The following is a 13,324-nucleotide window of genomic DNA, read 5'->3' on the forward strand; positions in this document are numbered from 1 at the left end:
TTTAGAATAAATATTTGAAGCGCACCCTCATGCCATAGCGCATATCGGTGTCACCTGGATTTATCGTCGACGCATCCAGCCAGGAAGCATAAGCCCCTAGGTAGGTATTAAAGTTTGGCATATCCATAATATTCGGCAGTTGCCAGGAAGTATGAATGGTGTGGATATCGTAGTTTCCTGGTGCCAGGATCGCGCAATCGCCGTCGCATTCAGCATTCACACTATCCATATTGAAACGGTCGATTTTATTATGCGCGTAGATATAGCCCAGCTCAACGCGGTGCCATAGTGCATTGATACCTGCGCTGAAGTTCTTTTCATCCGTCGCATCAAGATATGCGGTGCTCAGGTTCACCACCGCCCCGTTCTGCGCATCGGTTTTCAGCGTGTTCCAGCTCATGGTCATACCGTAGCCGGTACGCCTGGACTGGTCGACCCAAAGGCCCTGCTGATTCTGATAGCCGTAAGCATTATTAACAAGGTTGCTCTCCAACGCTGCAGCCACCGACCACTCTCCGGATTGCCACGCGGCTACAGGGCGCACGTAAACCACGTTTTTACGGCTATCCAGCGCGTTGCCGTGATAGTTCTGATCGACAAACAGCGAACTACCGTCCTCCACCAGCGTATTCACTTCAAAATACCAGTTATCAAGTGTTTTACTGAGCAGGAAGTTGCCTCCGCTGCTGCTGCGCCCACGCCCCTCTTTCATCATGTAAATGTAACCGTAGCCGTCGGAATACAGGTCGTTGGCCGTATTACCAGAATATTCAATAAAGGTATCCTGATTAAGCGGAAACATATCAAAGGCCTCAAAACGACCCATTTTAATCTTCCAGTCATCCTGCTGGCCGAAGAAAAATGCCGCGTCATCAAGATTCATTTTACCATTCATATCCGCAAGCGGCTGTACGCTGAAACCGGCATATTTCCCATTCGACCCTTTACGTAATCCATCAAAGCCAAGCAGGATACGCCCGTTAATATCCCAGCGCTCTTTATCGCCCGGCGCCCAGTTTTTATTAGCGCTGGTTTTCAACGAGGTCAGACTGCCGGTACGGCTAGCGCCATCCATATTAAACTCAACGTCACCATAGAATTTTAATTCACCATAGTCATTAAGCTGTAATGCCGGCTTGGTTGGCGTCGCGTTGGCCATCGTTACCGGTGTATCCTGCCGTTTCAGCGCACGAATCTCCATTTCCGCACGGACGGCCCGCTGCTCGGTCTCTTTCAGTCGCTGTTCCAGGTGCGCCAAACGCTCCTCAATAGATTGAGGTGCTTGGGCGTTCGCGCAAGCGCTTGCTAAAAACGTGAGCAAACATCCGACCCGGATTTTTTTTACATGTAAACCATCATTATTTTTCATCGTTAATCCATTATTATTTAATTTATATTTATGGGTGAAACTCGATGATGACGACAACAATTACCCCGTCACACCAAACGGGTTATTAAAATATTTAAATCCTATGACTTGAAGAATTCGGGATGCGGTACAAGTGTGCACAAAATTTGTTTTCCACATCCCTTACATATGAAAATAGATTATTCGAGCTGCCAGGCCCCCGCCTCGGATATGGAGGCCGAACCGCTCCAGGCAAATAGCATTAGCTCACGGCGCGCAGCGTCCGGGTAAATACGACTGCTGAGACACGCTTCACCATCATTGGCAAAAACTTCCACTGAAGAGCTATCAAAGAACAACCGCAGTTTCAGCGATGCTCCGGTTGTCAACGGTACGCTTCGTACCCCGCACAGGCCATGCTGCGGATAACGGCGCTCCAGAACCAGACGCTGCATCTGCGCGTCAACATACACGCGCAGACCGTCGCCGAAGCTGATGCCATACTGTTCTGCGCTGCTGTTAGCACAATCCCAGTTTAGGATCACCTCCATCGCCTCGCAGTTTTCCACCATCGTGGTCTGCTGATTTTTCAACGTACTCACTGGCCATGGGAACCACGCACCACGCAGACCTTCTACCTCTTTGGCCGGACGCATTTGCAGACGGTTATCTGCACCGAGGCTCAGTTCTCGCGGAAGAGAAAGCATTCCCGCCCAGCCATCTTGCTGTTCGGGCAACGGTGATTCCCACATATCCAGCCAGCCGATAACGATGCGGCGGCCATCGGGAGTCAGGAAGCTTTGCGGTGCATAAAAATCGTGACCGTGGTCGATTTCAATAAACTCGCTTTTGCGAACAAACGGCTGCCCCGGCTGCCATTCACCAATCAGATAGCCGCTCTGGAACAGATTACGGTTGTTGAAACCTTCAGCCGCCATCCCCTGAGGAGAAAACATCAGTATGCGTTTATCCTCGAGGGTGAAGAAGTCCGGGCACTCCCACATATAACCCATCTCTTTTTCCGCCTCATCAAGGACTCCGGCATCGTGCCACTGATGCAGGTCGGCGGAACGATACAGGCGCACCTGGCCGGTCTCGCCATCGCGAGCGCCGACGATCATGTACCAGCTATCCCCTTCACGCCACACCTTCGGATCGCGGAAATGGTGCAGGCCCGGCGGAGTATCCACCACGATCCCCTGACGCTCGAAGCAGACCCCGTCGCGGCTAGTCGCAAGACACTGCACCTGATAAAGGTTAGCCTCATCGCTGGCGTCGCCATGGAATTTATGCCCGGTATAAATCAACGCCAGGGTGTCGCCATCAACAACCGCCGAGCCAGAGAAACAGCCGTCTTTATCCTCCGGGCCTTCCGGGGCCAGCGCGACCGGCAGGTGCTCCCAATGAACCAGATCTTTACTGCGCGCATGGCCCCAGTGCATCGGCCCCCACTGCGTGGAATACGGATGATGCTGGTAAAAAGCGTGATACCAACCGTTAAACCACACCAGACCGTTAGGATCGTTAATCCAGCCCGCGCGCGCGGCAAGATGGTAGCGCGGATACCAACGCAAGTTCAGCGTTTCACGTTTAGCCTGCAGTTCCTGTTCAGCCTTGGATATTGAATACGTCATATTCTTTACTCTTTTCAATCATATAGCGGAAGGTTGCGACATCAGAGGATCTGAAGATAACTTACTGGAGCGCAACAGGAAGATGGAGATAAAGGTGGTGCAGAACACCAGTAGTCCCATAATCAGATAAGACTGGGCAAAGCCGTATTTTTCGTAGCTATAGCCTGCCAGCGGTGACAGTACCGAAGCGATAACCGAGCTGGTACAGGCGAACCCCACCAGATAGAGGGTGGCAGACAGGCGTTTGTCGAAATTCAAGCTGTTGTATTTAAAGATAGCGACCAGCAGGATCGGCAGCTCTACCGCGTGCAACAGTTTAGTGATGGAAATCAGCAGCGGCCCTTCCACCAGCCCGGAGGCCACCATACGTAACGCCATCACCATCCCGGCGAAAATCAGGCCATTTTTTGCGCCGATGCGGTTCACTAACCACGGGGCGCAAAACATCCCGGCGGCTTCGAGGAACACCTGGAACGAGTTGAGATAACCGTACATGGCGTTGCCTTCCTGCAACGTGGCGAATTGTGAAGAGAAGTAAACCGGGAACTGCTGATCGTAAACGCCGTAAATACAGGTACCGATGACGAAAAACACCAGCGCCCAGAAACGCGGTAACGTCAGCAGACGCAGCACGTCATCCAGCTTCACTTTGCCACCGGACACCGCCTCCTGCATCGCGTGCGGTGCAGAAGACACCCGCAACCGCGCCAGCAGGATAAAGAACACCAGCCCGGCACAGCTGGAGACCGCGAAGTTGAGTTTCGGGTTGATGTTAAACAGGAGCCCTGCGAAGAACGTCGCCACTGCCCAACCCAGCGATCCCCACATCCGCGCCTTGCCGAATTCGAACTGGCTCTGGCGCGCCACGCGTTCGGTATACGATTCCAGTACGCCGATACCGCCGTTGAAGGTTATACCGATATAGATCCCACCGAAGAGACTTCCGAGCAATATATTGATTTGTAACAGATAACTAAACAGCAAATAGGCAGGCCCGGAAAGGATTAACAGCCCGGTAAGGGTCCAGAGCAGGTTTTTACGCAGGCCGAGTTTATCCTGGATAAAGCCGTAGAAGATTTGCGCCAGTAGCGCGGAGACAGACAACACCGCGTAGATAATACCGGTATCTCCGGCTTTGAGCCCCACTTCCTGGTGCAACCAGATAGAGAGTAAAGAGCCAGTAGAGGACCAGGACACGAAAAAGAAGAACAGTAATGCACTGAGTAGTGGGTAGCTATGAGAGTGATGCGCTTTCATTATGGCATTCTCGTATTGGAGTAATGCCAGCATGGTAACGTTAACAAATAAAAAAGCGCTTGTCGTTTTGCTGAGATTCATGATGTTAATCACAAAAGTTAACGTTAACATTAAAAAAGTGAGATCGAGATCAAAAATTACTCGCTACGGTTCTTTCGCTTTCTACGACAGAATAGCCGCTGAACCTTTTACATCAGTAACTTCGTCGTATAGCCTGTTACCTGAAAGTAATGACGGGAGTAATAGATATGGCATCTCTGAAGGATGTGGCGAAACTGGCCAATGTGTCGCTCATGACGGTCTCCCGCGCGCTCAATAGCCCGGAAAGGCTAAAGCCTGAGACCCTGGCACGCGTGCAGATCGCCATCAATGAGACCAATTACGTTCCCGATTTGTCAGCGAAAAAAATGCGCGGTGCTCATGCTACGCCGAATACCATCGGGGTGCTGGCTCTCGATACTGTTACCACACCATTCTCGGTGGAAATCACTCTGTCGATCGAAGAGACCGCCCGGGCGTATGGCTGGAACAGTTTCGTGGTAAATATGTTCTCTGACGATAACCCAGATACCATTGTCGACCTTCTGCTTTCACACCGGCCAGACGGCATCATCTACACCACCATGGGGCTACGTCAGGTGCCACTGCCGCCCAAACTGCTCACCCTCCCGTGCGTGCTGGCCAACTGTGAAAGTTTGCACGATCCGGTAGCCAGCTACATTCCAGACGACGAACAAGGTCAGTTCGAGGCGGTGCAGGCTCTGCTCGCGGCAGGTAATCGTCAACCACTCTGCCTGCATCTGCCAAAACACCATCTTGCCACCTTGCGCCGCCGTCAGGGATTGGAGCGCGCCTGCCGGCAAGCAGGTATCAACCCTGACACCCTCATGCATGTCTATATGGAGCATGGCGATGAGCACTACCGTGATATCCCAGCCATTGTGCTGGCGCATATCAAGCAGGGTAATCCGATGTTCGACTCGGTCATTTGCGGCAACGATCGTATCGCCTTTATGGTCTATCAGACGCTACTGGCGCAGGGCCTGCGCATCCCGCAAGATGTGGCGGTCGTGGGTTACGACAATATGGTTGGCATTGGCGAGCTATTCTTACCGCCGCTCTCGACGGTACAACTACCGCATTACGAAATAGGTCGCCATGCTGCGCTGCATATTATCCAGGGCAAGACGCAGACCGATACGGTCAAAATACCCGCGCCCTTACTCAACAGAGACTCGATCCATATCAAGCTGTGATTGTACAAAAAGAGTTACGGCGCACACCCTGGGGATAATTGGCTATCAATATGAATTAATGGAAAAAACAAGCCCTATTTCAACACTCAGAAACACCCTGCAATAATTACGCATTGAAATATCCCTTCAATCGGTGTCTATTATTAGTGGGGGATCTCAACCCTTATCCTCTAAAAGCTTAAAAAACGTTTCTTATCAACACCTCACGAATCATAAAATATGCCATACGCCTTTCTGATAAAAATATCCAGCGGTTATTGCCTATTTATTTAATCGCCCTTTTCGCCCTGCAAAATAAATTTAAGCTGCTATAATTTCTCCCGTAACAAAATAGGATCACACCCATCAAGAAGAGGATATCTATATGAGTACCGCTAAACTGGTGAAAACGAAATCTTCTGACCTGTTGTACACCCGTAATGACGTGGATGAGCAAACCAAGCAGGCCGCCATCAAGGCGCTGAACCGTCAGGTTGTGCAGTTCATCGATCTGTCGTTGATCACCAAGCAGGCGCATTGGAACATGCGTGGTGCCAATTTTATTGCCGTGCATGAAATGCTCGACGGCTTCCGCACCGCCATCACCGACCATCAAGATACTTTTGCAGAACGTGTCGTACAGCTCGGTGGCGTTGCGCTGGGTACGGTACAGGTGGTGAATGACAAAACCCCGCTGAAAAGCTATCCGACCAATATTCACAGCGTGCAAGATCACCTGAAAGCGCTGGCCGATCGTTATGCCGCCGTCGCCAACGACATCCGCCAAGCCATTACAGAAGTTCCGGATGAAGACACCGCAGACATGTTCACCGCCGCATCGCGCGATCTGGACAAGTTCCTGTGGTTTATCGAATCCAACATCGAATAAGGCAGGCGTCTTTACGCGAAACAACAGGTTGTGGGCCTTGCCCCAACCTGTTTTTTTATCTGCAAGCCGAGTTGTATAAAAAATAGGCTGGATTACACTGATTATAATCCAATCAGGATTGCAAGCATTCACAGGTTCAATAGTGAGGTGGGCATGGCAGGCGGATGGACTGCGGACGGCGCGGTGCAGGATCAAATCGACTCAACGGTAGATGATGCCGTGCAACGTGCTCGTCAGGCGCTCGGCCACGGCGAAAGCGAACATTATTGCCAGGAATGTGGCACAGAGATCCCCGAAGCCCGACGTCTGGCGCTGCAAGGGGTGCGTTATTGTGTTAACTGCCAGGCTGAAATGGATAAAAAACAGGCTGCCAGCAGCCTATTCAATCGCCGGGGCAGCAAAGACAGCCAGCTGCGCTAACACTAACTTCCCTCCAAAACACGCCTGTTTGCACCAAATGAAATCGGACTATGACTATAAAGTTAGAGTTAGTTATCATTATTGATCGATAATTGTTAATTATCGGTTGTTTCCCGGCTATTGTTTAGTTGATGATAGCTCAGATGCACCACCACGGTCTTATTGCACCATTTTGGTGCCCACCAGTGGTGCATAAAAATTATAATTGGCTATCCAAACTCAACATCACAACGCAACCCCTTGTTTTTATAATGATTGCAAACTTGGCACGATTCTTCCATAGCACAAAATGCAACATAAAAAATGGGTAATCCGCAACCTGTACAGGAATTCCTCTCATGAAGTCTATTTTTAAAGTTTCCCTGGCCGCACTTTCCCTGGCCTTCGCCGTTAGCTCTCACGCAGCAGACAAGCTGGTTGTCGCCACGGACACCGCTTTCGTGCCGTTTGAATTCAAACAAGGTGACCAATACGTCGGTTTCGATATCGACTTGTGGGCGGCGATTGCCAAAGAGCTGAAGCTGGATTACACCCTGAAGCCAATGGACTTTAGCGGCATCATTCCTGCGCTGCAAACCAAGAACGTCGATCTGGCGCTGGCCGGTATCACCATTACCGACGAACGCAAAAAAGCGATCGACTTCTCCGATGGCTACTACAAAAGCGGCCTGCTGGTGATGGTCAACGCTAACAACGACAGCGTGAAAGGCATCCAGGATCTGGACGGCAAAGTGGTAGCAGTGAAGAGCGGCACCGGCTCGGTGGATTACGCCAAGCAGCACATCAAAACCAAAGATCTGCGCCAGTTCCCGAACATCGACAACGCCTATATGGAACTGGGCACCAAGCGTGCTGACGCCGTGCTGCACGATACGCCAAACATCCTGTACTTCATCAAAACTGCAGGCGCTGGCAAGTTCAAAACCGTAGGCGATTCCCTTGAAGCCCAGCAGTATGGCATCGCCTTCCCGAAAGGCAGCGACGAGCTGCGTGAAAAGGTCAACGCCGCACTGAAAACGCTGCGCGACAACGGGACTTACAACGAAATCTACAAAAAATGGTTTGGTACCGAACCTAAGTAATTGATGAAGTTAATAAGCCAATAAGTTATTAGTTAAGCACAGGGGAGGTGTACCCGCCCCCTGTGCTTTGTTGTTTATTGATCCCCTTGCTTGGATCACCGGGAGATAACACTATGCAATTCGACTGGAGCGCCATTTGGCCCGCCATCCCAATTTTGTTAGAAGGCGCCAAGATGACCCTGTGGATTTCGGTCCTCGGTCTGATTGGCGGCCTGATCATCGGCCTGGTTGCCGGTTTCGCCCGCACCTATGGCGGCTGGATCGCCAACCATGTGGCACTGGTATTTATTGAAGTGATCCGCGGTACGCCGATTGTGGTACAGGTGATGTTTATCTACTTCGCCCTGCCCATGGCCTTTAGCGATTTCCGCATCGATCCTTTCACCGCCGCCGTGGTCACCATCATGATCAACTCGGGCGCCTACATTGCGGAAATTACCCGTGGCGCAGTGTTGTCGATCCACAGCGGTTTCCGTGAGGCCGGGCTGGCGCTGGGTCTATCACGCCGCGAGACCATCCGCTATGTGATTATGCCGTTGGCACTGCGCCGTATGCTGCCGCCGTTGGGTAACCAATGGATCATCAGCATCAAGGATACTTCGCTGTTCATCGTGATAGGGGTAGCGGAACTGACCCGACAAGGGCAGGAAATTATTGCCGGTAACTTCCGCGCGCTGGAAATCTGGAGCGCCGTTGCGGTGGTGTACCTGATTATTACCCTGATGCTTAGCTTCGTGCTGCGTCGTCTGGAAAGAAGGATGAAAATCCTGTGATTGAATTTAAAAACGTCTCCAAGCACTTCGGCCAGACCCAGGTGCTGCACAATATCGACCTGAACATCAAACAGGGTGAAGTGGTGGTGATCATCGGGCCTTCTGGCTCCGGTAAGTCAACCTTGCTGCGCTGCATCAATAAGCTGGAGGAGATCACCAGCGGTGAGCTGGTTGTCGACGGCCTGAGGGTTAACGATCCGAAGGTAGATGACCGCCTGATCCGTCAGGAAGCCGGTATGGTGTTCCAACAGTTCTACCTGTTCCCACACCTAACGGCGCTGGAAAACGTGGCCTTCGGCCCGATCCGCGTTCGGGGTATGAAGAAGGCAGAAGCCGAGAAGTATGCGCGCGTGCTGTTAGCCAAGGTGGGCCTGGCCGAACGTGCTCACCACTACCCTTCCGAGCTTTCGGGTGGGCAGCAACAGCGTGTAGCTATCGCCCGGGCGTTGGCGGTGAAGCCTAAAATGATGCTGTTCGATGAGCCAACCTCGGCGCTCGATCCGGAATTGCGTCACGAGGTGCTGAAGGTCATGCAGGATTTGGCCGAAGAAGGCATGACGATGGTGATCGTGACTCACGAAGTCGGCTTTGCCGAAAAAGTGGCCTCACGCCTGATCTTTATCGACAAAGGCCGGATCGCCGAAGATGGCAACCCTCATGACCTGATCAACAACCCGCCAAGCCCACGCCTGCGCGAATTCTTACAGCACGTTTCCTGAAGCGATATTAAAAAGCCCCGCAAGGGGCTTTTTATTGATGACAATGTTGCTCAATGACCTGTTCGACCTAAGAGGCGCTGGATGCTGCGTCCGTTTAACCGCCTCAGATACAGAACCTCAGTGGATCACATCACCCTGTTTGACCGAGGTAAACGCCTGCATCAGCTTGACCACGTCCTGCATGCCCACATTGACCTGATTGATCACCTCCCCGGCATCCTTGGCTAGCGCCACGCCGCCGCCCGCCTGTTCCACGCAGGTCACCATCTTGTTGATTGCAGCCGTTACCCCTTGCTGAATGGTTTTGGTGACTTGCTCAATCTCGCTGGCCGCCTTACGGGACTGTTCGGCCAAGGTACGCACCTCATTAGCCACTACCGAGAAACCGCGCCCATGCTCCCCCGCATGCGCCGCTTCGATCGAGGCGTTAATCGCCAGTAGATTGGTCTGGGCGGCAATTTTGCGGATCGCCTCAACCATATTGCCAATCTGTTGCGAACAGCGCCCCAAGTCGCTGACCACGTCCGAGGTCTGCCGCGCGGCCACCTCTACCTGTTGCATGCCCTGCACCGCCTGCTGAACAATGATCGCCCCTTGAGCAGCGGTTTTATCGGTCCCCAGGGAGAGATGGTGAACATTTCGCACCATTTCCTCTTCATGCTGCTGTTGGAAAGTCTCGCGGGTGATGTCCTGGGCAATTTTCACCACCTTTAATACCCGCCCTTCATTGTCGATGATTGGGTTATAGCTGGCCTCCAGCCATACCCGCTCCCCACGCCGGTTGAGGCGTTCGAAACGCCCGGTCAAAAACTCCCCCTGGGCCAGCCGTTGCCAGTGCTGATGATATTCGTCAGAGTCGGCGAACTCCGGCGTACAAAGTATGCTGTGCGCCTGGCCGCGTGCCTCTTCCAGCCGATAGCCCATCAGATCGAGCATATTGTCGTTGGCATCCAGAATAATGCCGGTTGGCGAGAAGGTGATCATCGCCATTGAGCGATTCAGCGCCGTTAACAGGCTCTGATGCTCCTGAGCCTGAATGATACGGCTGGTCACCTCGCTGGCGATCTTGATGATCTCCACCACCTCACCGTGCTTATTTAACACCGGGGTATAAGTTCCCTGCAGCCAGACCACTTCACCGCCCTTGCGAATACGCCTGATATTATCGGTAATGGCCTCGCCGCTATTTAACCTTTGCCAATGCCGCTGATAGGCCGGGCTGGCGACATAGCTTTGATCGCAGAAAATACGATGATGCTGACCAATGACTTCCTGGCGCTCAAACCCCATAGTTTGCAAGAACAGTTCGTTGGCACGTAATACGATGCCGTCGGGTTTAAATACGATCATCGCTACCGCATCTTCAATGGCGTCCAATTCGGCACGCCACGGGCTGCTTGACTGACGGAGGTTTAAAAACATCGGGTAAATCCTTCTGGCAGATGGAGTTAACGGCAAGCACTCTCTATTTTTTCTGCATCTATTGCTCGCCAGTAAGCGCGCTATCGCCCTGAACATTGCGCACGACAATGCTCCAGATTAACTGGATAAAAACGGTTATTAAGCTAGGTAATTATTGTTTTTTTAACTAATGAGCAGCGTGGAATTTATTAACAATATTGAGGATAACGCAAGCCAGACAGAATGAAAGGAACGACAGAATAAATAATCGTTGCCGGCACGATCTCGCCGGCAACGGTCGGGCAATTACTGCCAGCGTTCTGCCGCCCAGGCGGCTTGCTGCTCGGCATCAAGGAAGGTCCAGGCCACAAAGCGGCTAATCTTCTGCCCCTGTGCCATTTCGATGGTGCGCACCTCAGCGGCCCCAGCCTGCTTGAGCGCATAATAAATGGCAGGCAGCGTGGTGTTTTTAGAGATCAGCGAGGTGAACCACAGGCAGTTCTTGGCTTTGCCGACGCTCTCTTCAACCATCTTGCGAACAAAGGCCTCTTCGCCTCCTTCGCACCACAGTTCGTTGTTCTTGCCACCGAAGTTCTGCACCGGCTTTTCTGCCACCGCCCCTTTGCCCAACTTATGCAACTTGAGGCGGGTGCTGGCGCGCGCTTCCTGCTCGGAACCGTGGAACGGCGGGTTACACAAGGTGGCATCAAAGCGCTCGGCAACGCCGATAATGCCGTTGAAGATACACTCCAGCTGTTTCTGCTGGCGCAGGCGCACGGTATTTTTTAACGTCGGGTTCATGGCCACTATCATCTTGGCAGCCCCCAGCGAGACCGGATCGGTTTCCGAGCCGGTAAAGCGCCAGCCATATTCGCGCTGGCCGATGATCGGGTAAATACAGTTGGCCCCCACGCCGATATCCAGGATCGCCACGCCTTTACCACGCGGGATCTCGCCGCCGTTGCTGGTCGCCAGCAGATCGGCCAGGTGATGCAGATAGTCAGCACGCCCTGGGATCGGTGGGCAAAGATAGTCAGCCGGGATATCCCAATGTTCGATGCCGTAAAAGTGCATCAGCAAGGCACGGTTGAGCATTTTCACCGCGGCAGGATCGGCGAAATCCACCGAGATATCGCCCCAGGCGTTGGGCTTCACAAAGGGTTCCAATCCCGGACAGGTGGCGATCAAGGTAGGGAAATCATAGCGTGAGCGATGGCGATTGCGCGGATGCAGGCCGCTTTTCTGCTGCGGGAAACTTTTCTTTTTTTCCACCGTGACGGGCTCTCTGAAAGGGTTTTCTGGCGCGTAAGATAGCATAAAGCCCGGCGAGGCGCTTGCCGCTGAGGCGAAATGCGCCAAAATGGTAGGATGACGGGAGCGGTGCAACGCCCCTCACCCTAACCCTCTCCCCACGAGTTGGCTTGAAGTTAGAGTGACTCACCTTAGATGAGGGGGGAGATCGAGTTTGCTGAGACTACTTCTTTACTTCCAAACGAGCAGGGGCTATCAGCTCCCTCTCCCTGCGGAAGAGGGTTAGGGTGAGGGGACAAGCTGGCTGCGCTGTGCCCAGTAGGCCAGCAGGTGCAGGCTGGCAGAGTAGTAATCCTCATCGGGTGCCAGGCGATCTTTCAGCGGCCCCCGATCTCCCACCGTCAGATCCCTGACCGCCCTCATTCCCGGGCTTTGATTATACTCGGCGCGCTGGCCGCTAAGCACATCCAACCAGGCCGGTGTCGCCCGGCGATCAAAGCCGCGCCAAAAGCTGGCAAACGGACTCAGTGACAGGCTGTCGGCCTTGTCCCAATAGAGATAGAGCGGAACCCGCACCGCATCAAAACCAAAGCGCGGTGGCCAATCGCTAGCCGGAGCCATTTGCCCATTGGCCCGTAGCGTGACCCAGTCGCTGGGCAGATGCTGTTTGCCAAAGCGCATTCGGCTGACCATGGTCATGCTATCGTCGATGAGCTTTTTCCACGCTGGCAAATGGCTTTCTTGGTAAAATGCGTGCCAGGCGGGAAAGACAAAATAGGAAGGATTAACGATCACTGAACCGTTTTGCCTGAAACCGTTAGCACCGGGTAACATCACCCGATATCCGGCATAGTCGATGACGGTATGTTTGAGCAGGGCTTGCTGTATCTGCGCCGAGGAAGCGAGATAAGCAGGCACATTCCAGCGTTTCCCCGCCTTCAACAAGGCCCAGGCAATTAGGATATCGCCATCGGTGGCATTGTTTTTATCGGCTATCGGCACCGCCTTCCCCGGTTCATAGCGCCAGGAAAACAGGCCGATATCCTGGCGATACAAAGTCTTGCGGGTCCATTGCCAGAGATTGTCAAACGCAGGACGGTCGTCATTGTAGACCGCCAACAGCATGGCAAACCCTTGCCCTTCGGTATGGCTGACGTTGTTATTGCCGCTATCGACAATCCGTCCGTCAGCTAATAGAAAACGCTGTTTGTATTGCGCCCAACCGCTGTCGGCAGCCTGGGCACCAAGGGACAACACCAACCCCAGCCAAAGCAGGAGTACGCGGAGCCTACCAAACCTGCTTTTCGCCATCATG

At 52.9% G+C, this 13,324-nt stretch carries 12 protein-coding genes; 6 read left to right on the forward strand and 6 right to left on the reverse strand.

Annotation, left to right across the window (positions count from 1 at the left end; all coding sequences use genetic code 11):
* Position 1: 1 nt before the first annotated feature.
* The 3 genes from IMQ33_RS00995 to IMQ33_RS01005 all read right to left on the reverse strand — a co-directional run bounded on the left by IMQ33_RS00995 (position 2) and on the right by IMQ33_RS01005 (position 4,242).
* A complete protein-coding gene (locus tag IMQ33_RS00995; RefSeq protein WP_065686850.1) occupies positions 2-1,369 on the reverse strand; it encodes a carbohydrate porin in 1,368 nt (455 codons plus the stop codon).
* A 179-nt stretch (positions 1,370-1,548) separates the two neighbouring features.
* Positions 1,549-2,982 carry a glycoside hydrolase family 32 protein gene (locus IMQ33_RS01000; RefSeq protein WP_186580446.1) on the reverse strand — a complete coding sequence of 478 codons (1,434 nt, stop codon included), beginning with the start codon at positions 2,980-2,982 and terminating at the stop codon, positions 1,549-1,551.
* An 18-nt stretch (positions 2,983-3,000) separates the two neighbouring features.
* Positions 3,001-4,242, reverse strand: coding sequence for an MFS transporter (locus IMQ33_RS01005; protein ID WP_065686931.1), 1,242 nt, complete (start codon positions 4,240-4,242; stop codon positions 3,001-3,003).
* Between the two features lie 245 nt (positions 4,243-4,487).
* Here IMQ33_RS01005 and IMQ33_RS01010 point away from each other — a divergent pair, with 245 nt between their 5' ends.
* From IMQ33_RS01010 to glnQ, 6 genes are all read left to right on the forward strand, one after another.
* Positions 4,488-5,495 (forward strand): LacI family DNA-binding transcriptional regulator, encoded by a 1,008-nt coding sequence (locus IMQ33_RS01010; RefSeq protein ID WP_196061428.1) that lies wholly within the window; start codon positions 4,488-4,490, stop codon positions 5,493-5,495.
* A 364-nt stretch (positions 5,496-5,859) separates the two neighbouring features.
* Positions 5,860-6,363: a DNA starvation/stationary phase protection protein Dps gene (gene dps / locus IMQ33_RS01015; RefSeq protein ID WP_098928049.1), complete on the forward strand. Its 504-nt coding sequence runs from the start codon at positions 5,860-5,862 to the stop codon at positions 6,361-6,363.
* A gap of 153 nt (positions 6,364-6,516) precedes the next feature.
* The gene (locus IMQ33_RS01020; RefSeq protein WP_021805127.1) at positions 6,517-6,783 is read left to right on the forward strand and encodes a DksA/TraR family C4-type zinc finger protein; all 267 of its coding nucleotides are present in this window, start codon (positions 6,517-6,519) and stop codon (positions 6,781-6,783) included.
* 338 nt (positions 6,784-7,121) lie between these two features.
* The gene (glnH, locus tag IMQ33_RS01025; RefSeq protein WP_021805128.1) at positions 7,122-7,865 is read left to right on the forward strand and encodes a glutamine ABC transporter substrate-binding protein GlnH; all 744 of its coding nucleotides are present in this window, start codon (positions 7,122-7,124) and stop codon (positions 7,863-7,865) included.
* Between the two features lie 113 nt (positions 7,866-7,978).
* Positions 7,979-8,638: a glutamine ABC transporter permease GlnP gene (glnP, locus tag IMQ33_RS01030; protein ID WP_021805129.1), complete on the forward strand. Its 660-nt coding sequence runs from the start codon at positions 7,979-7,981 to the stop codon at positions 8,636-8,638.
* A complete protein-coding gene (gene glnQ, locus IMQ33_RS01035; RefSeq protein ID WP_065686846.1) occupies positions 8,635-9,357 on the forward strand; it encodes a glutamine ABC transporter ATP-binding protein GlnQ in 723 nt (240 codons plus the stop codon). Before glnP ends, glnQ begins: the two co-directional genes overlap by 4 nt.
* 117 nt (positions 9,358-9,474) lie before the next feature.
* On the opposite strand, the gene IMQ33_RS01040 is transcribed toward glnQ, so the two are convergent.
* The 3 genes from IMQ33_RS01040 to IMQ33_RS01050 all read right to left on the reverse strand — a co-directional run bounded on the left by IMQ33_RS01040 (position 9,475) and on the right by IMQ33_RS01050 (position 13,323).
* Entirely contained in the window at positions 9,475-10,779 is a 1,305-nt protein-coding gene (locus tag IMQ33_RS01040) for a PAS domain-containing methyl-accepting chemotaxis protein (RefSeq protein WP_196061429.1), read from the reverse strand.
* 285 nt (positions 10,780-11,064) lie between these two features.
* Complete coding sequence (rlmF, locus tag IMQ33_RS01045) at positions 11,065-12,030, reverse strand: 23S rRNA (adenine(1618)-N(6))-methyltransferase RlmF (RefSeq protein WP_186530747.1); 966 nt, start codon at positions 12,028-12,030, stop codon at positions 11,065-11,067.
* A gap of 261 nt (positions 12,031-12,291) precedes the next feature.
* Positions 12,292-13,323: a glycosyl hydrolase family 8 gene (locus IMQ33_RS01050; protein ID WP_161711807.1), complete on the reverse strand. Its 1,032-nt coding sequence runs from the start codon at positions 13,321-13,323 to the stop codon at positions 12,292-12,294.
* Between the last annotated feature and the right edge of the window lies 1 nt (position 13,324).

The organism is Serratia sp. Res13-Sevr-LER1-36-b, assembly GCF_015673035.1.
GTDB lineage: Bacteria > Pseudomonadota > Gammaproteobacteria > Enterobacterales > Enterobacteriaceae > Chania > Chania fonticola_C.

Bases quoted from the DNA above. Each gene is read 5' to 3' on its own strand.
- IMQ33_RS01020 (WP_021805127.1), top strand. From the start codon at position 6,517: ATGGCAGGCGGATGGACTGCGGACGGCGCGGTGCAGGATCAAATCGAC.
- IMQ33_RS01000 (WP_186580446.1), bottom strand. From the start codon at position 2,982: ATGACGTATTCAATATCCAAGGCTGAACAGGAACTGCAGGCTAAACGT.
- IMQ33_RS01050 (WP_161711807.1), bottom strand. From the start codon at position 13,323: ATGATGGCGAAAAGCAGGTTTGGTAGGCTCCGCGTACTCCTGCTTTGG.
- IMQ33_RS01040 (WP_196061429.1), bottom strand. From the start codon at position 10,779: ATGTTTTTAAACCTCCGTCAGTCAAGCAGCCCGTGGCGTGCCGAATTG.
- glnP (WP_021805129.1), top strand. From the start codon at position 7,979: ATGCAATTCGACTGGAGCGCCATTTGGCCCGCCATCCCAATTTTGTTA.
- IMQ33_RS00995 (WP_065686850.1), bottom strand. From the start codon at position 1,369: ATGAAAAATAATGATGGTTTACATGTAAAAAAAATCCGGGTCGGATGT.
- IMQ33_RS01010 (WP_196061428.1), top strand. From the start codon at position 4,488: ATGGCATCTCTGAAGGATGTGGCGAAACTGGCCAATGTGTCGCTCATG.
- glnH (WP_021805128.1), top strand. From the start codon at position 7,122: ATGAAGTCTATTTTTAAAGTTTCCCTGGCCGCACTTTCCCTGGCCTTC.
- dps (WP_098928049.1), top strand. From the start codon at position 5,860: ATGAGTACCGCTAAACTGGTGAAAACGAAATCTTCTGACCTGTTGTAC.